Source organism: Janthinobacterium sp. GW456P (genome assembly GCF_002127655.1).
Lineage (GTDB): Bacteria > Pseudomonadota > Gammaproteobacteria > Burkholderiales > Burkholderiaceae_D > Janthinobacterium.
Window position 1 is genome coordinate 53,527 of the sequence record NZ_NEHB01000018.1, and the last position, 17,597, is coordinate 71,123.

A 17,597-nucleotide genomic window follows, 5' to 3' on the forward strand; every position below is an offset into this window, starting at 1 on the left:
ATACGACCGGGCATGGCCAGGCCGCAATGCTGCACAGCAGTAAATTGCCGGCTGTTGTATAAATACGACTATCTGCGATGAGCGTGGGGAGCCTGGCGGCGGGGCCTACTGTCCCGGATTGGGCAGGCTTGCGTGGATGGCGTCGACGGCCGCCACCAGCTCCGGCGACAGGGTGAGGTGATGGGCGTCGATATTTTGCTGCAACTGCGCCACGCTGGTGGCGCCGACGATGGTTGACGCGACGAACCAGCGCGAATAGCACCACGCGAGCGCCAGCTGCGCCGGCGTCAGGCCGTGCGCGCGGGCCAGCGCCGCATACTGGCGCGCCGCCTCGATGGTGGCGGGGCGCACGTAGCGGGGACTCCAGCCGGCCGGAAAGCGCGTCAGGCGGCCCTCGGCCTGCGGATCGTCGAGGTATTTCGCCGTCAGCTGGCCGAACGCCAGCGGGCTGTAAGCCAGCATGCTGACGTTCTCGCGGTGGCAGGTTTCGTCGAGCAGGCTCGTCTCGAAATGGCGCGCCGTCAGGTTGTACAGGTTCTGGATCGACGCGATGCGCGGCAAGCCTTTCAGCTCGGCCTGCTTGATGTATTCGCACACGCCCCACGACGATTCGTTCGATACGCCGATGTGGCCGATCTTGCCCTCTTCAATCAGCTTGCCCAGCACGGCCAGCGTGTCTTCGATGGCGACCGACGCGTGCTCCTTGCGCGGGTTGTACACGCTGGCGCCGAAGATGGGCAGGTTGCGGCTGGGCCAGTGCAGCTGGTACAGGTCGATGTGCTCCGTCTGCAGCCGGCGCAGGCTGTCTTCGACGGCGGCGCGGATGTTGACCGCGTCGTGGTCCGTCTTGCCCTTGCGTATCCAGTGCATGCGCGAGTTCGGCCCGGCCACCTTGCTGGCCAGGACGATATCGCCGCGCTTGCCGCTTTTCTTCAGCCAGCTGCCGATGTAACGCTCGGTGCTGCCCTGCGTCTGCGCGCTGGCCATCACCGGATACATTTCCGCCGTGTCGATGAAGTTGATGCCACGTTCCAGCGCGTAATCGAGCTGGCTGTGCGCTTCGGCTTCGCTGTTCTGCTCGCCGAAGGTCATCGTGCCCAGGCAGATCGTGCTCACTTCCAGGGCGCTGGCGCCCAGCCTGACCTTGGCGATCATTGCGCCTGTTTGCCGCGCAGCGCGCGCGCGCAATCCTTGATCAGGGCGGGACCAGCGTAAATCAGGCCGCTGTACAGCTGCACCAGCTGCGCGCCGGCCTCGAACTTGGCCACGGCGTCGCTACCCTGCATGATGCCGCCCACGCCGATGATGGGCAGCGCGTCGCCCAGTTCCGCTTTCAGCAGCCGGATCACGTTGTTCGACAGTTCGAACACGGGCGCGCCCGACAGGCCGCCCGCTTCGGCACCGTGCGGCATGCCTTCGACGGCGCTGCGCGACAGCGTCGTGTTGGTGGCGATGACGCCGTCGATGCGGTGGCGCGTGAGCGACTCGGCGATGCTTTTCACCTGCTCGCCATCCATGTCCGGCGCGATTTTCAGGGCCAGCGGCACGTAGCGCTTGTGCTTGTCGGCCAGGCGCGCCTGCGCGTCCTTCAGTTGCGACAGCAGGGCGTCGAGTTCCGACGCGCCCTGCAGCTGGCGCAGGTTTTTCGTGTTCGGCGACGAGATGTTCACTGTCACGTAACTGGCATACGGGTAGACTTTTTCCAGGCACAGCAGGTAGTCGTCGGCGGCACGTTCGATGGGCGTGTCGGCGTTCTTGCCGATGTTCAGGCCCAGCACGCCGGCGCGGTTCTGGTAGAACTTCGACGCCTGCACGTTGGCGACAAACGCATCGACGCCGCCATTATTGAAACCCATGCGGTTGATGATGCCCTGCGCCTGCGGCAGGCGGAACATGCGCGGTTTCGGATTGCCCGCCTGCGCGCGCGGCGTGACGGTGCCCACTTCGATGGAGCCGAAACCCAGGTCGGCCAGCGCGTCGATGTAGGCGCCATCCTTGTCCAGGCCAGCGGCCAGACCCACGGGATTGGGGAAGGTGATGCCCATCACCGTGCGCGGGTCGGCAGCCGGCTTGCCGGCCAGCTTCGTCAGGCCCAGCGCGCTGGCGCGTTTCAGGGCGGGCAGGGTGAGATGGTGGGCCGCTTCGGCATCCATCGAAAACAGCAGCGGGCGGGCGAGGGAGTACAGGAATTTTTCGGACATGGGGCGCTTTGAGTAGGTGTGCGGGCTGCCGGGAAGGGCTGGCGGCGCGCGAAATTAAGTGCCGTATTTTACCGTGTTCCGCGCGGCTGCCGGGTGTATAGTTCTCTTTGGTCTAATGCAACATTGATTCCTTGTCAATTCGCATTCGACCGCGGATCTTCCTGTTTTTTCTCTGTTCTGTTGACTTCTATAAGCGAGACATCGATTGAAAAAGACACGCATCTTGACCGCCATCGCGGCCGCCAGCGCACTGCTGCTGAGCCACCCGGCCCTGGCCCTGCCCAATACCCAAGACACCCGCATGCTGAGCGAACCGGCCGTCTCCAGCCGCCATATCGCCTTCATCTATGCGGGCGATGTATGGCTGTCCAACCTCGATGGCGGCGGCGCGCGGCGCCTGACCTCCGACCTGGGCGGCAAGTCCAATCCCGTGTTCTCGCCCGATGGCAGCCAGATCGCGTATAGCGCCAACATCGACGGCAATGTCGACGTGTATGTGATCGCGGCCGCGGGCGGCGTGCCGCGCCGCCTGACCTTCCACCCGGGTGTCGACCTGGCGCAGGCGTTCACGCCCGATGGACAGTCCGTGATGTTCACCTCGCCCCGCGCCGCCTTCAACAACCGCTTCCAGAAGCTGTTTACGGTGCCGGTGGCGGGCGGCGTGGAAACCCAGCTGGAGATCCCGAACGCGTCGCGCGCCACGTATTCGCCCGATGGCCAGCGTATCGCGTACAACCCGCTGGCGCCCGCCTTCAAGCAGTGGAAGCGCTACCGGGGCGGCACCAATTCCTGGCTGTGGCTGTTCTCGTCCAGCGACAAGTCGATCGAAAAAATCCCCCAGCCCACGACGCGCTCGAACGACGTTGACCCGATGTGGATAGGCGACACCGTGTACTTCCGCTCGGACCGCAACGGCGAATTCAACCTCTTTGCCTATGACGTGAAGACGAAAGCCGTGCGCCAGCTGACGCGGCACGCGGATTTCCCCGTGCTCAATGCATCGGCCGCGAACGGCACCATCGTCTACGAGCAGGCCGGCTATCTGCACTCTTTCGACATCGCCAGCGGCCAGGCGCGCAAGCTGACCATAGCCGTGGCCAGCGACCTGGGGCAAACGCGCCCCCGCTGGGTCAAGAACGCGAAATACATCCGCGACGCGTCGATTTCGCCGTCGGGCGCGCGCGTGGCGTTCGAATACCGGGGCGAGATCGTCACCATCCCCGCCGACAAGGGCGACGTGCGCAACCTGACGCAGTCGGCCGGCGCCCACGAGCGCACGCCGATCTGGTCGCCCGATGGCCGCTCGGTCGCGTATTTCTCGGACGAGTCGGGCGAGTATGAACTGCATGTGCGCGCGCAGGACGGCAAGGGCGCCGTGCGCAAGTTCAAGCTCAATGGCAGCGGCTTCTATGACAATGCCGTCTGGTCGCCCGACAGCAGAAAAATCGCGTTTGCCGACAATGGCTGGAGCCTGTACGTGATCGACATCGGCACTGGCAAGCTGCAAAAAATAGCCACAGAGCCGATGTATGGTGTCGACAAGAGCATGCGCGCCGCGTGGGCGCCCGATTCGCGCTGGCTGGCCTACACGCTCAATTCGCCCACCTACACGCGCAGCGCGTATATCTATTCGATTGAGCAGAACAAGTCGATGCCCGTGACCGATGGCCTGTCCGACGTGGCCCAGCCCGTGTTCGACAAGAGCGGCAAATACCTGTACTTCTTCGCCTCGACGAATGCGGGCCCCAGCAACAACTGGTTCTCGCAGCAGAACGAAGACAACCTGGTGACGCGCACCGTGTGGATGGCCGTGCTGCGGCGCGACTTGCCGTCGCCCTTGATCAAGGAAAGCGACGAGGAAAAGGCCGCTGGCGCGGACGCCAAAAAGGACACGGCGAAAGCGGAAGCGGAGCCGAAGAGCGAGCCGAAGATCGATCCGAAGACGGGCCGCGACGATCCGAAAGTCACGGTGGCCCCCGTGGCGCCGATCCGCATCGACTTCGACGGCATCGCCACGCGCATCGTCGACTTGCCGCTCCCGGCCGCGCAGTTTTCCAGCCTGGCCGCTGGCGCCGCGGGGCAGATCTTTTTGCTGCGCGAAAGCGACGGCAAGAAGGCCGTGCAGCGCTTCGATCTGAAGGAGCGCAAGGCGGAAACCGTGGTGGCCGAAGCTGACGATTTCGAGGTCTCGGCCGACGGCAAGAAGCTGCTGTACCGCCATAAGGACAACTGGGCCATGGGGAGCGCCACGGGCAAGCTGCTGGCGCCCGGCGAAGGCAAGATCAAGGTCGACGCCATCGAAGTGAAAGCCGACCCGCGCGCCGAGTGGACGCAGATTTTCAATGAAGTATGGCGCATCAACCGCGACTACTTCTATGACCCGGGCATGCATGGCGTGGACTGGAAGGCCATGCGCGACAAGTACGCCGTCTTCCTGCCCGAGCTGTCGAGCCGCGCGGACCTGAATCGTTTGATCCAGTGGATGTGCAGCGAGCTGGCCGTGGGCCACCATCGCGGCGGCGGCGGCGACGATTTCATCGAGGCGAAGAAGGTGCCGGGGGGACTGCTGGGTGCCGACTATGAAGTGCGCGACGGCCATTACCGCTTCAAGAAAGTGTATGGCGGCTTGAACTGGAATCCGGCCCTGCGCGCGCCGCTGACGGAGCCGGGCCTGAACGTGCAGGCGGGCGAATACCTGCTGGCCGTCGACAGCCGCCCGCTGGCGCCGCCGACGAATCTCTACAGCGCTTTCGAGAACACGGCCGGCAAGGCCATCGACCTGACCGTGGGGCCCTCGGCCGACGGCAAGGGCGCGCGCACGATCACCGTGGTGCCCGTGCCGACCGAGGATGCCTTGCGCAACCGCGACTGGATCGAAGGCAATATGCGCAAGGTGAACGCGGCCACGGGCGGCAAGGTGGCGTACGTCTACGTGCCCAATACGGCGGGCCTGGGCCACACCTACTTCAAGCGCTATTTCTTCCCGCAGGCGGACAAGCAGGCCATCATCGTCGACGAGCGTTTCAACGGTGGCGGCAGCGTGGCCGATTACTACATCGAGATCCTGCAGAAGAAGGAAATCGCCTGGTGGACCATGCGCTACGGCGCCGACATGAAGACGCCGTCCGCTTCGATCCAGGGCCCGCGCGCCATGCTGATCGACGAGACGGCCGGTTCGGGCGGCGACCTGCTGCCGTGGATGTTCCGCAAGAACAACATGGGCCCGCTGATCGGCAAGGCGACATGGGGCGGCCTGGTGGGCATCCTCGGCTTTCCCGTGCTGATGGATGGCGGCACGATCACGGCGCCGAACCTGGCGTTCTGGACGCGCGAAAACGGCTGGGGCGTGGAAAACGAAGGCGTGCCGCCCGATATCGAAGTCGAGCAAACGCCGGCCGACGTCATCGCCGGCCGCGATCCGCAGCTGGAAAAGGCGATCGAGGTGATCCAGGCTGAACTGGCGAAGAACCCGCCCGTGCGTCCGCCACGTCCGACGTTTCCGGACAAGAGCAAGTAGCAAGTAGGTCGGATTACGCGCTTGCGCGCTAATCCGACCTACCTGATGTTAGAGGATGACCCACTGCCCCTTGATCCGTGCTTCCAGTGGCTTGAAGTTGATTTTATACGCCATCTTCGGACTCTGTTCTATCCAGTAGCCCAGGTAGATGTAGGGCAGGCCCAGTTCGCGCGCCTGGGCGATCTGCCACAGCACGTTGTAGGTGCCGTACGAGGCGCCCGGCACGTCGGGGTCGAAAAACGTGTAGACGGACGACAGGCCATCGGCCAGCACGTCGATGATGCTGACCATGCGCAGGGTACCGTCGGGGTCGCGGAATTCCACCAGGCGCGTGTTGACCCGGCTTTGCAGCAGGAATTGCGCGTACTGGTCGCGGCTGTCCTGATCCATGCCGCCGCCCGCGTGGCGCGTGCTCTGATATCGCAGGTACAGCTCGTAGTGCTCGTCGAGGAAGGAGAGGGTGGCCACGCCCGCTTGCAGGCTGGCGTGCCGGCTCCAGGCGCGGCGCTGGTTGCGGTTCGGTGCGAACGCGTTGGTCACCACGCGCACGGGGATGCAGGCCTGGCAGCCGTCGCAATACGGGCGGTAGGTGAAAATGCCGCTGCGGCGAAAGCCGTTGCGCACCAGTTCCGAATACACGTCGCTGTTGATCAGGTGCGAAGGCGTGGCCACCTGCGAGCGGGCCTGGCGGTCGTCCAGATAGCTGCACGGATACGGTGCCGTCGTGTAGAACTGCAGGGTGGCAAACGGTAGTTCGTTCAGGTGCGTCATGCTGATCCTGTCTGGTCTGTCAGCGGCGGTGTGCCTGGAGCTATCATAGCTTTTTTACGCCGGTGGCGCAGCATGCCAATCGGTGATTTGCGCTGCTTCAATGGCGATCCTCACATGGGCCAGGAAGCGCGCGCGCGAAATGGGCGCCGCGCCCAGCGAGGCCAGGTGTTTTGTTTCTTGCTGACAGTCAATCATGGCCACGCCGCGCGCCCGCAAAAAGCGCACGAGGTGCGCCAGCGCGATCTTCGAACCATCCGAAACGCGGGCGAACATCGATTCGCCATAGAACATGCGCCCGATCGACACGCCATACGCGCCGCCCACCAGTTCGCCATCGAGCCACAGCTCGGACGAGTGCGCGTAGCCCAGCTTGTGCAAGCCCGTGTAGCCGGCGATGATTTCGTCGGAAATCCACGTGCCCGGACCATCCTTGCGCGGCGCCGCGCAGGCGCGCATGACGGCCTCGAAATCGCCGTCGAAGCGCAGCTGCCAGCGCCCGTCCGTGGCGGCGCTGCGCTCGACCTTGCGGATCGCCTTGGCCAGGCTGTCGGAGACCTTGAAGTCCGCCGTCATCAGCACCATGCGCGGGTCGGTGCTCCACCACAAAATAGGCTGGCCTTCGGAAAACCAGGGGAAGATGCCGCGCCGGTAGGCGTCGAGCAGGCGCGCGGGCGACAGGTCGGCGCCGGCCGCCAGCAGGCCGGGTGCCTCGTCGGTCAGGGCGCGCGAGACGTCGGGGAACGGGGTGTGGATGTCGAGCCAGGGAATCATGCGGCGTCAAAGGTGGCAGGTGAGAGTGGCTTACTCGGCATCCGCGCGCGCCATCGGGCGCGTGATGTCGCCCGTATGCACGCCGTAGCTGCCGCCTTCGCGGATTTTCACGCGGTCGGCAAAGAACAGTTCCAGGGTGGCGCGGATGGTGGGGAAGGCCAGGTCATCCCACGGAATTTGCGCTTCCGTAAACAGCCGCACGTCCAGGCTTTCGATGCCGGGCGCGAAATCGAGGTCGCGCAAACGCGCCAGGTAGAACAGGTGCACCTGGTGCACGCGCTGCACATTGAGCAGCGAAAACAGGGGCCCCAGCTCGATATTCGCGCCCGCTTCCTCCACCGTTTCGCGCTCGGCCGCGTCGGACGTCGTTTCATCGTTTTCCATGAAGCCGGCCGGCAGGGTCCAGTAGCCGAGGCGCGGCTCGATGGCGCGCTTGCATAGCAAGACCTGCAGCTGGCCATCCTCTTCCCACACGGGAATCGAGCCGACCACCATCTTCGGGTTCTGGTAATGGATGGCGTCGCAGTTGGCGCACACATAGCGCGGACGGTTGTCGCCTTCCGGAATGGACAGGCTGACAGGGTGGGCGCATTCGGAGCAGAATTTCATGGGCAGTCTTAGGATAAGAGATGTCTGGTTTAACGCTTACTGTACACCGATTGCGTGCCGCGTGGCGAGCTGCGCAGGCACGATTGGCTGCCGCTCATGCAGCCCGTGAATTCATTAGATTGGTCTATTACAGTTGAATTTGAGATAGCTATTGCCTAAGCCACCCGTTTGCCCTTATAATTCTTGTGCGGGGTGGAGCAGTCTGGCAGCTCGTCGGGCTCATAACCCGAAGGTCACAGGTTCAAATCCTGTCCCCGCAACCAATGCCGGAAAGCCGCTGATACTTGAAAAAGATCAGCGGCTTTTTTCATTCTCAAACCGCCCACGCAGGTCTTGCAGCCGCCTGCCGCGATTAGCTCCCCGCAGTGCAGCAAACTGGTATATAATTCGCCTGCGGGGTGGAGCAGTCTGGCAGCTCGTCGGGCTCATAACCCGAAGGTCACAGGTTCAAATCCTGTCCCCGCAACCAATTCGAAGCCGCTGGTTCCTCGCAAGAGGGCCAGCGGTTTTTTCGTTTACGGCGCGATGTTGTCTGCCAGCTGGCGCGCATACACCACCAGCCTCAGGTGGCGGTCCGCATCGATGGTCAGCGAGGTGTGTTCATACGCGACTTGCTCGCCGCCGACGTCCAGCTGGCGCACGCCGGCGCACGGCGCATGCACGTCATGGCGGCGCCACCACAGCCTGAATTCGGGCGAGACTTTTTCCAGTTCCGCCACCAGCGCGTGGATGTCCGCTTCCTGCGTGGCGCGCGCATAGTCGCGGCGAAAGCTCGACAGCATCAGCGGCGCCTGCTCTTCCCAGGCCGTGAAGCGTGCGCGCAGCAGCGGGTCGGTAAACAACAGCCACAGCAGATTGCGGCGCGCCGGCACATGCGCGCCGAAGCCGAACAGGGCGTCCGCGCCTGCATTGAACGCCAGCACGTCCCAACGCAGGTTGAGCACATAGGCCGGATGCGCCAGCTCGTGCATCAGGCGGCGCACCGGCGGCGGCACCACGCAAAACGTCTTGCCTTCCTCGGCGGGCGGGCGCGCGTGCGCCAGCAGGAACAGGTGGCGGCGTTCTGCCGCATCCAGTTTCAGCACTTCGGCCAGCTTGTCGAGAAAGGCGCTCGAGACGCCGATGTCGCGCCCTTGCTCGAGCCAGGTGTACCAGGTCAGCCCCACGCCTGCCAGCGCCGCCACTTCTTCGCGGCGCAAACCCGGCGTCCTGCGCCGCCCGCCGCCAGGCAAACCGACGTCCTCGGGCGACAGGCGCGCGCGCCGTGCCTGCAGGTAGGCGGCCAGTTCGTGGCGGGTGCGGGCCAAAGTGCGCATGGTGCGGTCTTTCCGGTGAGGCTGTTGCTATCAGTAATAGCATAAACAGTTAAATTGTAATTGTTTATATTGTATTCCAGAATGCCTGCTTTCTTCCTGAGGGCTGGCCCATGTCTGACTATTCATCTTCCCGCACGCCTGTATCTGCTGATGCCGCGCTGCCCGTCGCCGTCTACCTGATTGCCATGGGCGCGTTCGCGCTGGGCATGGCGTCGTATGTGACGGCGGGCCTGATGCCGCTGATCGCCGGCGCGTTTTCCGTTTCCCTGGCGATGGCCGCGCAACTGGTGACGGCGTTTACCCTGGCCTATGGCCTCGGTTCGCCGCTGGCCGTGGCCTTGCTGCCGGCGCGCGCGCAGCGCTCCGGCCTCTTGCTCGCCCTGGGCGTGTTCGTGCTGGCGAACGGGGCCAGCGCGCTGGCGCCCGGGTTCGGCAGTCTGCTGGCATGGCGGGCCATGGCCGGCATCGGCGCCGGCGTCTACCTGGCGCTCGGTATCGCGGCGGCGGCGGGCGTGTCGGCGCCGCCGCAGCGCGGAAAGGCCATCGGCGCGATCATGGGCGGCATGGCCGGCGGCACGGTGCTGGGCGTGCCATTGAGTTTGCTGCTGGCGCGGCAATTGGGCTGGACGGCGGCCCTGTGGCTGGTCGCCATGCTCGGTGCGCTGGCGCTGGCGGGCTTGCTGTGGAAACTGCCTCCACTGCCGGCCGCACCGGCCATTTCACTGCGCCGCAAGCTGGCATTGCTGGCCGATGGGCAAGTGCTGGCCATCCTGCTCGTGTCGCTGCTGGCGGCCATCGCCAGCCTGGGCATGTACACGTTTATCGCGCCGCTGCTGGCGTGGTCCGCACAGGGGGCGGCGATGTCCGCCACGCCCTTCCTGTGGGCGTGGGGCATGGGGGGAATCGCGGGGAGCGTGCTGGTCGGGCGATGGGCCGACAAGGTGGCGGCGCCGAAACTGAGCTGCTTCATCTTGCTGTTGCTGGTGCTGGCCTTGTGCGCGCTGCCGCTGGCGGCCGGCTGGTCGGCCTGGCTGATGCTGGCGCCTATCGTGCTGTGGGGCGCGGCTGGCTGGGCCCTGCAAGTGCCGCAGAACCAGCGGCTGCTGGCCGTGCGCGCGCGGCAGGGCGACGGCAATCTGGCCGTCGCCCTCAACGAATCGGCGCTGTACCTGGGCAGCGCCATCGGCGCCGCCGCAGGCGGGGTACTGCTCTTGCTCCACTGGCCGATGTGGCTGCTGGCGGCCGGCGCCGCCTCGGTTGCCGCCGCCGCGTTGCTGCTGCAATGGTGCGGCGTGAAATGGATTGCAGAATTCCGGAAAATGGAAGAGTCTGTTTAGTGACTTTCCAGCTGCGCGTACACGGCGTCGGCGATCTTGCCCAGTTCCTGTTTGGGCAGGCTCGCCGAGAGGGCATAGCCGAGCTGGCCGTCGATCCAGTAAAACACGCTCAAGTCCTTTTCCTGCGTGTAGCGGAAGGCCGTTTCCTGCCTGCCGGCCCGCTCCCGGGCCACGTACAGGGTCAGGCGCTTGCCGCCTCCATCTTCGTACATGAATTGCGCCACGGGGCCGTCGCCATCGCCGGGCAGCAAACGTCCGCCGATCAGATGATAGCCGAGCGGCGACAGCGCGGGCGGCTGCAATTTGCTGCCCAGGCGTTTCGACAGCCATTGCACCAGGTGCGCCTCCTGTTCCACGCCCACCTCGACGGGGTGGCGCACTTCGGGCGTGTAGACGGCATGGGCGATGGCGGCGCTGCGCGCCAGCGACATCGGACTGGCGCTGGCGGTCGGCATGTCGCCGCCATCGCCGCGCAGCAGCCAGCCGCCCGCGCCGCCAGCGAGCACCAGCACGATGGCAGCTGCCGCCTGCATGGCGGGGCGCCGCCAGGCGCCGTTCGCCGCCGGCGTCGCCGCCGCCTGCCGCAGCGCCGAGGGTAAGGCTTCGTCCAGCACGGGATCGAACAGGTCGCGCAACTGGCGGTTCTGTTCCTGCCAGGCGTCCACCCTGGCGGCGTCTTCGGGATGCGCGCGCAGGTGGGCGTCGACGGCCGCGCGCTGGTCTTCGGGCAGGACGCCGTCGGCCAGGGCGTGCAATTGCGCTTCGCTGATGGCTTGCCTTGTCATTTCACGACTTTCAGGGTGGGTGGGCCGCTGCCCTGGCTGCCGGCAGGGCGGCCGTCGAGCAGGGTGCGCAGCTTGTCGCGCCCGCGCGACAGGCGCGACATCACGGTGCCGACGGGGATGCCGAGGGTGGCCGCCACCTGCTCGTACGGCATCTGTTCGAGCGCGACGAGCAAAATTACTTCGCGCTGCCCCAGCGGCAAGCGGGCCAGCGCCGCATCCATTTCGCCGATGGCGATGGCTTGCCCCGGCGCGTGTTCCGGCGCGGGCAGGAGCTCGTCGTCGTCGAGTTCCTGCAGCGCCAGGCCGGGGCGGCGCAGCTGGTCCACGTGCAGGTTATGCATGATGGAAAACAGCCAGGGCCGCATCTCGCCGCCGCGCTGCAACTGATCGAGCTTGCGCCAGGCCCGCTCCACGGTGTCCTGCACCAGGTCGTCCGCGTGCACGGCGCCCGCCAGCGCGCGCGCATAGCGGCGCAGGCCGGGCAGGCACGCTTGCAGCTGGCGGCTATCGTCTTGCGTGGTCATCGTGACGGCGGGCAGGGCTGCTTACGGCTTGACGACGTGCCACACGTTCTTGAAATTGTCGCCGGCCACGTCGCCCGGCTTCTTGTCTTCCTTGTACAGGTACAGGGGCTTGCCCTTGTAGGTCAGCTGCATGGCGCCGTTGTCTTCGCGCTTGATGCTGCCATACGGGGCGGCGGGCGCCGCTTCGGTGGCGATGACGGCGGGCCAGGCCACCAGGCAGCCGCCGCTGCAGGCGCTCTTGCCGCTGTCGGCGACATCCTTGTCGAACACATACACGGTCATACCGCTGGCGTTGACCAGCATGCCGTTGGCGGGCATGACGTCGGCGGCGAAGGCCAGCGGTGCGGCCATGGCGGTGAACAGGGCGGTGGCGGCGAAAGTGGTAAAGCGCATGATGGTCTCCTTGAGGTTTTGAGGGCTTGCAAGGGATAGACGCGTGCCGCCCGCCGTTTATTCCCGCGCGGTTGACATATTTTTTGCCGGCGCATGCAGGCTGGCCCACAGGTGGGCGGCCGCCATGGTGCGGTGCGGCGCATACTGGCGCAGCCACTGTTCCGTGCGCGCCATGTCCGGTTTCGTTTCTTCGCCGAGCAGCTTTTGCAGGGCGGCGCGGATGCCCACGTCGCCATGCAGCGAGCAGTCGGCATAGCCGTAGCCGCGCAGCAGCGCGTAGTTGACGGTCCACGGGCCAATGCCCTTTACGGCCAGCAGCGCCTGCGAAATGGCCGCCACGTCGCCGGAAGGGGGCAGCTCCAGCGACAGTGCCCCGTCATCGACGAGGCGCGCCAGGCGCAGCACGGTTTCCGCCTTGGCGCGCGAGAATTTGCGGCTGGTCAGCTCCTCGATTTCCAGCTGCGCCACGTCGCGCGCCTCCGGGTAGCACCACAAGCCGCTGGCGTGCCGGCGCCCCGCCTGCAAAATAAAAGTGCGGCGCAGGGAAATGGCGAACGACAGGTTGATCTGCTGGCCGATGATGGCCCAGGTCAGCGCCTCGAAGGGGCTGGCCGATTGCACGATGCGCAAGCCGGGATTGAGCCGGACCAGGGGCGCCAGCAGCGGATCGCCGGCGGCCAGCTGCGCGAACGGCTGCGGGTCGATGCGCAGGCCGAGAATATTGAGCAGGGCGCCGTGCAGCGCCGTTTGCAGAGCGTCGCTGGCGCTGCCGTCGATCTCGGCGCGGCAGACGGCCGTAGCGTCCGTGAAGGCCACCTCCAGCACCACGGGCACGCCGTGCAGCAGGATGCCCTTGCGCAGGCCCGTCGGCGTGACTTGTTCCGCCACCGCTTCCCCGTCGCGGCTGTGGAAGGCGATGACATCGTCGCGGCGGTAGCCGGCGGGCAGGGGGAGGGTCCAGTGCAGCAGGGTCATGGTGGCCAAAATCAGTGAAGGTAGCAGGGGCGCGCCGCCGGCGCACCGCGTTTCTTGCTGCGGTTCTTAACGGACGCAGATATCGGTGGTGGGCGGGCTCAGGGCCGCCGCGTGCTGGATCTGCAGCGCGTCGGGCACGCCATTTTTCACGGCCGTCAGCTCGGCCAGGATGGAAATGGCGATTTCGGCCGGCGTCTTGCTGCCGATGTACAGGCCGATGGGACCATGCAGACGCGCAAGCTGTTCCGCGCTGACGTCGAACTGCAGCAGCCGTTCGCGGCGCTTGGCGTTATTCGCGCGCGAGCCGATGGCGCCGACATAAAAAGCTGGTGATTTCAATGCTTCCATCAGGGCCAGGTCATCGAGCTTGGGGTCGTGCGTGAGGGCGACGACGGCGCTGCGGCTGTCGAGTTTCAATTCCAGCACCAGGTCGTCCGGCATGGCGTGCAGCAGGGGCACGCCGGGCACGTTCCAGCCGCCCCGGTATTCCTCGCGCGGGTCGCAGACGATGACGTGGTAATCCATGGCCGTGGCGATCTGCGCCACGAAGCGCGACAGCTGGCTGGCGCCGATGATCAGCAGGCGCCAGCGCGGGCCGTGCTGCGTGGTGAGCGCCGCGTCTTCCAGGGCCAGCACGGCGCCCGGCGCGGCGCGCCGCAGGCTGACGGCGCCGTTGCGCAGGTCGAGGCGGCGCTCGACCAGTTCATGCGCTTCCAGGCGCGCCAGCAGTTCGGCCACACGGCTGCCCGCATGCAGCGGTTCGATGGCCAGTTCGATGGTGCCGCCGCAGGGCAGGCCGAAGCGGTGCGCCTCGTCGGCACTGATGCCGTAGCTGACGATTTCCGGCAAGGTGCGCACGATGCCGTGCATGCGCACGGTGTCGATCAAGTCATCCTCGATGCAGCCGCCGGAAACGGAACCGACCACCGTGCCATCGTCGCAGATGGCCAGGGTGGCGCCCACGGGGCGGGGGCTGGAGCCCCAGGTCTTGATGACGGTGACGAGCTCGCAGCGGTGTCCGGCGGCGAGCCAGGCGGCGCTGGTTTTCAGAACTTCGAGGTCGATGCTGTCCATGGGGCGCGGGAGTGATGCCGCATGTTTGCGGCAAAATATGGAATAGTATTCAAGATTGTGGATATACTACCTGTTCCACCACCCTGCGGAGAATTTTCATGTCAAATGAAGTCAAGACGCAAGAAGACGGCATCCCCAAGTTTGGCAAACTGCTGATCGCCCTGTTTCTGGCGGTGGTGTTTTGCGGCGCCCTGACCTGGATCATGGGCACCTACTTCCCCAACTTCCCCGGCGCCTGACCAAACCTGCTGCATCAGGATGCAGAACGTCTAACAGAACCGTAGCGAGCGGCAGCGATTTGTGGCCGAGAAGCGCAACTGTGCTTGAGCACAGTGAGCATCGCAGACCGCAAAGCGCGACGCGCAGTAGGTTATGGTAGGCGTTCTAAGGCTTGAGCGGTTTCTTCGCCGCCTGCTTGGCACGCACGTCGGTCACGGCGCGGTTGACGGCGGCCATGCGCGAGTTGGTGCCCGGGTGCAGGGCCGTGTAGCCGTTGGCGACCGTGGCCGGTACTTGCGTGGCCAGGCGCTGCCAGAAGCGGGCGGCGTTGTCGACGTTGTAGCCGGCGCGCGCCAGCAGGTAGATGGCCAGGGTGTCGGCTTGCACGTCGAGTTCCTGCGGCATGGCCTTGATGCCGGCGGCGCCCGTCAGCATCGACACGTCGGGCTGCACGGCGCCCAGGCTGTCGATGATGCTGCCGGCCGTACCCGCCGTGCGCTGGCTGCGCGCGTGGTCGAGGATGTTGTGCGCCATTTCGCGGGCGATGACGAAGGCGATGCCTTCGTCGTTTTGCGCCGCATTGACCATGCCGCGCGTGAGCATGATGCGCGAACCGTCCGAATACGCGTTGATATTGTCGGCATTGCCCAGGGCGACGCGGAAGGCGCAGGCGCGCGTGACGGGAATCTTCAGGTCCTGCTGCTGGCCGTCGCGCGCGATGGTCATGTTCAGGCTCGCGCTTTTCGAGGCCAGCGGGCCGACGATGGCGCCGAACGGGCCTTCCGCTTTCGCGCCGGCCGGCAGCGGCTTGCCTTCTGCGGCCAGCAAGCCGTCGCCCTTGCGCAAGCCGGCGCGCGCGGCGCCGCTGCCCGGCAAGACGCCGGAGACCTGCATCTGCTCGCCGTAGCCGAGGGCTGCCTGCGCCGCATCGGCATAGATACCAGGGTAGGAATACTTGTTCTGCGCCGTGAAGCCGAGCAGGTTGCGCGCATACGTCTTGCACAGGTCCGCGTTGTTGATCAGCAGGGGCGCCGAGACTTTCGACAGGCGGTCCTGCAGCGCCACCATCTTCACCAGCTCTTCCTGCGCCGCCTTTTGCTGCGCCGTCGGCGCGGACGCATCGGGCGCCGGCACGACGTTGAACGGGCCGCTGACATTCGTCGTTGGCGTGGTGCAGGCAGAGAGTAGGGCAACGCAAGCCACCAGCAGTGGCGAGGCCAGATGGCGCAGCGAAGTCGTGGCTGGGGTCAGATGGCGTAAACCTGGCATAAGACAATCCTTCTTGTAACTCCTGACAAAACCTACTGCGCGGCGCGGGTCGCGGCCTCCGATGCTCACTGTGCATTTCACAGCTCCGCTTCTCAGCCACAACTCACATCCACTCGCTACGGTTTGTCAGTCGCTGTTAATGTTTGCCGGTGCTGCCGAAACCGCCAACACCGCGTTCGCTGTCGCCGAATTCCTCGACGACGTTAAAGCCCACTTGCAGCACCGGCACGATAATCAGTTGCGCCAGGCGTTCCATGGGATTGAGCGTGAAAGCGCTCTGGCCCCGGTTCCAGGTCGATACCATCAGCTGGCCCTGGTAATCGGAGTCGATCAAGCCTACCAGATTCCCCAATACGATGCCGTTTTTGTGGCCCATGCCGCTGCGCGGCAGGATCATGGCCGCATACGACGGGTCGCCGATGTGGATCGCCAGGCCGGTGGGAATGAGCACGGTCTGGCCGGCTTCGATGGTGATGGGCGCATCGATGCAGGCGCGCAGGTCGAGGCCCGCGCTGCCCGGGGTGGCGTAGGCCGGCAGCAGTTCCTGCATGCGGGCGTCGAGGATCTTGATGTCGATATTTTTCATTAATTTAGAACGTAAGGGGTTACTTGAGGAGCGAGTTTTTTGCCAGCCGCTTCGAGATTTCCGAAATCAGCTGGCGCGCCAGGTTCAGTTTCGAGGCGCGCGGCAGCACGGTATGGCCTTCCTCGTCGAACAGGATGATGGTGTTGTCGTCCTGGCCAAAGGTGTTCTGTCCGATATTGCCGACCAGCAGGGGAATGCCCTTCTTTTCGCGCTTGACCGAGCCGAATTCCACCAGGTTTTCCGATTCGGCGGCAAAGCCCACGCAATACGGATAGCCGGCCAGGTTGGTGCGCGCCGCCACGGTGGCCAGGATGTCGGGATTTTGCGCGAACTGCAATTCGGGCACGGAGCCGTCGGCCTGCTTTTTCATCTTCTGGTCGCTGGCGTTGGCCACGCGCCAGTCGGCGACGGCGGCCACGGCGACGAAGACGTGCTGGCCATCGACGTGGGCCAGTACCGCATCATGCATCTGCTGCGCGCTTTGCACGTCGATGCGGCGCACGCCGAAGGGCGCGTCCAGGGCCGTGGGGCCGGAAATGAGCAGCACTTCGGCGCCCGCTTCGCGCGCCGCGCGCGCCACCGCATAGCCCATCTTGCCCGAGGACAGATTGGTGATGCCGCGCACGGGATCGATGGCTTCAAACGTGGGGCCGGCCGTGACCAGCACGCGCTTGCCCGCCAGGACTTTCGGCTGGAAGGCGGCGATCAGTTCCGTCAAGAGCTGTTCCGGTTCCAGCATGCGGCCCAGGCCAACTTCGCCGCAGGCCTGTTCGCCGGCGGCAGGGCCGAACAGCTTGATGCCGTCGTCGCGCAGCTGCTGCACATTGCGCTGCGTGGCGGGGTTCTGCCACATTTCCACGTTCATGGCCGGCGCCACGAGCAAGGGCAGGTGGGAGGGACGGGCCAGGCACAGGGTCGAGAGCAAATCGTCGCACACGCCATGCGCGAGTTTACGCAGAAAATCGGCCGAACACGGCGCGATCAGGATGGCGTCCGCATGGCGCGTCAGATCGATATGCGCCATGTTGTTGTCTATGCGCGCATCCCACTGGCTCGTGTGCACGGGGTGGCCGGACAGGGCCTGCATGGTGACGGCCGTGATGAAGTGGCTGGCCGCATCCGTCATCACCACCTGCACCGAGGCGCCGGCCTTGGTCAGTGCGCGGCACAGTTCCGCCGCCTTGTAGCAGGCGACGCCGCCCGAAAGTCCCAGGACGATTTTTTTGCCGGACAATTCCATGCCGTTCTCC

The 17,597-nt window shown here is 65.4% G+C and carries 17 protein-coding genes and 2 tRNA genes; 5 read left to right on the forward strand and 14 right to left on the reverse strand.

The features are described from left to right. Positions 1–105: 105 nt before the first annotated feature. Entirely contained in the window at positions 106–1,152 is a 1,047-nt protein-coding gene (locus CBW66_RS17625; RefSeq protein WP_086140025.1) for an aldo/keto reductase, read from the reverse strand. After that, positions 1,152–2,201: a quinone-dependent dihydroorotate dehydrogenase gene (locus tag CBW66_RS17630; RefSeq protein WP_086139987.1), complete on the reverse strand. Its 1,050-nt coding sequence runs from the start codon at positions 2,199–2,201 to the stop codon at positions 1,152–1,154. Before CBW66_RS17630 ends, CBW66_RS17625 begins: the two co-directional genes overlap by 1 nt. A 223-nt stretch (positions 2,202–2,424) precedes the next feature. On the opposite strand from CBW66_RS17630, the gene CBW66_RS17635 reads away from it, so the two are divergent. Continuing rightward, positions 2,425–5,718, forward strand: a complete 3,294-nt coding sequence (locus tag CBW66_RS17635; RefSeq protein ID WP_230492057.1) for a S41 family peptidase — start codon at positions 2,425–2,427, stop codon at positions 5,716–5,718. 48 nt (positions 5,719–5,766) lie between these two features. On the opposite strand, the gene CBW66_RS17640 is transcribed toward CBW66_RS17635, so the two are convergent. The 3 genes from CBW66_RS17640 to CBW66_RS17650 are packed head-to-tail and all read right to left on the reverse strand — an operon-like array spanning position 5,767 to position 7,869. Then, positions 5,767–6,489 (reverse strand): arginyltransferase, encoded by a 723-nt coding sequence (locus CBW66_RS17640; protein ID WP_086139985.1) that lies wholly within the window; start codon positions 6,487–6,489, stop codon positions 5,767–5,769. Positions 6,490–6,543: 54 nt separating this feature from the next. Beyond that, the gene (gene aat, locus CBW66_RS17645) at positions 6,544–7,260 is read right to left on the reverse strand and encodes a leucyl/phenylalanyl-tRNA--protein transferase (protein WP_086139984.1); all 717 of its coding nucleotides are present in this window, start codon (positions 7,258–7,260) and stop codon (positions 6,544–6,546) included. A gap of 30 nt (positions 7,261–7,290) precedes the next feature. Then, the gene (locus tag CBW66_RS17650; RefSeq protein WP_086139983.1) at positions 7,291–7,869 is read right to left on the reverse strand and encodes an NUDIX hydrolase; all 579 of its coding nucleotides are present in this window, start codon (positions 7,867–7,869) and stop codon (positions 7,291–7,293) included. Between the two features lie 186 nt (positions 7,870–8,055). On the opposite strand from CBW66_RS17650, the gene CBW66_RS17655 reads away from it, so the two are divergent. Together CBW66_RS17655 and CBW66_RS17660 are read left to right on the forward strand one after the other, a co-directional pair. Then, positions 8,056–8,132 (forward strand) — tRNA-Met (locus tag CBW66_RS17655). Positions 8,133–8,261: 129 nt separating this feature from the next. Next, positions 8,262–8,338, forward strand: a tRNA-Met gene (locus CBW66_RS17660). A gap of 46 nt (positions 8,339–8,384) precedes the next feature. On the opposite strand, the gene CBW66_RS17665 is transcribed toward CBW66_RS17660, so the two are convergent. After that, complete coding sequence (locus CBW66_RS17665; protein WP_086139982.1) at positions 8,385–9,185, reverse strand: helix-turn-helix transcriptional regulator; 801 nt, start codon at positions 9,183–9,185, stop codon at positions 8,385–8,387. A gap of 110 nt (positions 9,186–9,295) precedes the next feature. On the opposite strand from CBW66_RS17665, the gene CBW66_RS17670 reads away from it, so the two are divergent. Beyond that, entirely contained in the window at positions 9,296–10,522 is a 1,227-nt protein-coding gene (locus CBW66_RS17670; protein ID WP_086139981.1) for an MFS transporter, read from the forward strand. Here CBW66_RS17670 and CBW66_RS17675 read toward each other — a convergent pair. The 5 genes from CBW66_RS17675 to CBW66_RS17695 all read right to left on the reverse strand — a co-directional run bounded on the left by CBW66_RS17675 (position 10,519) and on the right by CBW66_RS17695 (position 14,273). Next, positions 10,519–11,307, reverse strand: coding sequence for an anti-sigma factor (locus tag CBW66_RS17675; protein WP_086153648.1), 789 nt, complete (start codon positions 11,305–11,307; stop codon positions 10,519–10,521). The two genes, CBW66_RS17670 and CBW66_RS17675, sit on opposite strands and share 4 nt — an antisense overlap. After that, on the reverse strand, positions 11,304–11,831 hold the full coding sequence (locus CBW66_RS17680; RefSeq protein ID WP_086140587.1) for an RNA polymerase sigma factor: 528 nt from the start codon (positions 11,829–11,831) through the stop codon (positions 11,304–11,306). Before CBW66_RS17680 ends, CBW66_RS17675 begins: the two co-directional genes overlap by 4 nt. Before the next feature lie 21 nt (positions 11,832–11,852). Continuing rightward, positions 11,853–12,182, reverse strand: a complete 330-nt coding sequence (locus tag CBW66_RS17685) for a hypothetical protein (RefSeq protein ID WP_230492074.1) — start codon at positions 12,180–12,182, stop codon at positions 11,853–11,855. A 99-nt stretch (positions 12,183–12,281) separates the two neighbouring features. Then, a complete protein-coding gene (locus CBW66_RS17690; protein ID WP_086140589.1) occupies positions 12,282–13,199 on the reverse strand; it encodes a DNA-3-methyladenine glycosylase in 918 nt (305 codons plus the stop codon). 66 nt (positions 13,200–13,265) lie between these two features. Then, positions 13,266–14,273 carry an XdhC family protein gene (locus CBW66_RS17695; protein WP_086140590.1) on the reverse strand — a complete coding sequence of 336 codons (1,008 nt, stop codon included), beginning with the start codon at positions 14,271–14,273 and terminating at the stop codon, positions 13,266–13,268. Positions 14,274–14,371: 98 nt separating this feature from the next. On the opposite strand from CBW66_RS17695, the gene CBW66_RS29025 reads away from it, so the two are divergent. Continuing rightward, positions 14,372–14,512, forward strand: coding sequence for a hypothetical protein (locus CBW66_RS29025; protein WP_170933097.1), 141 nt, complete (start codon positions 14,372–14,374; stop codon positions 14,510–14,512). 145 nt (positions 14,513–14,657) lie between these two features. Here the strand turns inward: CBW66_RS29025 and CBW66_RS17700 are convergent, their stop codons facing one another. The 3 genes from CBW66_RS17700 to coaBC all read right to left on the reverse strand — a co-directional run bounded on the left by CBW66_RS17700 (position 14,658) and on the right by coaBC (position 17,587). Then, on the reverse strand, positions 14,658–15,761 hold the full coding sequence (locus tag CBW66_RS17700; RefSeq protein ID WP_086140591.1) for a M48 family metallopeptidase: 1,104 nt from the start codon (positions 15,759–15,761) through the stop codon (positions 14,658–14,660). A gap of 136 nt (positions 15,762–15,897) precedes the next feature. Next, positions 15,898–16,347, reverse strand: coding sequence for a dUTP diphosphatase (gene dut / locus CBW66_RS17705; protein WP_086140592.1), 450 nt, complete (start codon positions 16,345–16,347; stop codon positions 15,898–15,900). 19 nt (positions 16,348–16,366) lie between these two features. Next, on the reverse strand, positions 16,367–17,587 hold the full coding sequence (gene coaBC / locus CBW66_RS17710) for a bifunctional phosphopantothenoylcysteine decarboxylase/phosphopantothenate--cysteine ligase CoaBC (protein WP_086140593.1): 1,221 nt from the start codon (positions 17,585–17,587) through the stop codon (positions 16,367–16,369). Between the last annotated feature and the right edge of the window lie 10 nt (positions 17,588–17,597).

Bases quoted from the DNA above. Each gene is read 5' to 3' on its own strand.
- CBW66_RS17630 (WP_086139987.1), bottom strand. From the start codon at position 2,201: ATGTCCGAAAAATTCCTGTACTCCCTCGCCCGCCCGCTGCTGTTTTCG.
- CBW66_RS17640 (WP_086139985.1), bottom strand. From the start codon at position 6,489: ATGACGCACCTGAACGAACTACCGTTTGCCACCCTGCAGTTCTACACG.
- aat (WP_086139984.1), bottom strand. From the start codon at position 7,260: ATGATTCCCTGGCTCGACATCCACACCCCGTTCCCCGACGTCTCGCGC.
- CBW66_RS17650 (WP_086139983.1), bottom strand. From the start codon at position 7,869: ATGAAATTCTGCTCCGAATGCGCCCACCCTGTCAGCCTGTCCATTCCG.
- CBW66_RS17665 (WP_086139982.1), bottom strand. From the start codon at position 9,185: ATGCGCACTTTGGCCCGCACCCGCCACGAACTGGCCGCCTACCTGCAG.
- CBW66_RS17670 (WP_086139981.1), top strand. From the start codon at position 9,296: ATGTCTGACTATTCATCTTCCCGCACGCCTGTATCTGCTGATGCCGCG.
- CBW66_RS17675 (WP_086153648.1), bottom strand. From the start codon at position 11,307: ATGACAAGGCAAGCCATCAGCGAAGCGCAATTGCACGCCCTGGCCGAC.
- CBW66_RS17680 (WP_086140587.1), bottom strand. From the start codon at position 11,831: ATGACCACGCAAGACGATAGCCGCCAGCTGCAAGCGTGCCTGCCCGGC.
- CBW66_RS17685 (WP_230492074.1), bottom strand. From the start codon at position 12,182: ATGGCCGCACCGCTGGCCTTCGCCGCCGACGTCATGCCCGCCAACGGC.
- CBW66_RS17690 (WP_086140589.1), bottom strand. From the start codon at position 13,199: ATGACCCTGCTGCACTGGACCCTCCCCCTGCCCGCCGGCTACCGCCGC.
- CBW66_RS17695 (WP_086140590.1), bottom strand. From the start codon at position 14,273: ATGGACAGCATCGACCTCGAAGTTCTGAAAACCAGCGCCGCCTGGCTC.
- CBW66_RS29025 (WP_170933097.1), top strand. From the start codon at position 14,372: ATGTCAAATGAAGTCAAGACGCAAGAAGACGGCATCCCCAAGTTTGGC.
- CBW66_RS17700 (WP_086140591.1), bottom strand. From the start codon at position 15,761: ATGCCAGGTTTACGCCATCTGACCCCAGCCACGACTTCGCTGCGCCAT.
- dut (WP_086140592.1), bottom strand. From the start codon at position 16,347: ATGAAAAATATCGACATCAAGATCCTCGACGCCCGCATGCAGGAACTG.
- coaBC (WP_086140593.1), bottom strand. From the start codon at position 17,587: ATGGAATTGTCCGGCAAAAAAATCGTCCTGGGACTTTCGGGCGGCGTC.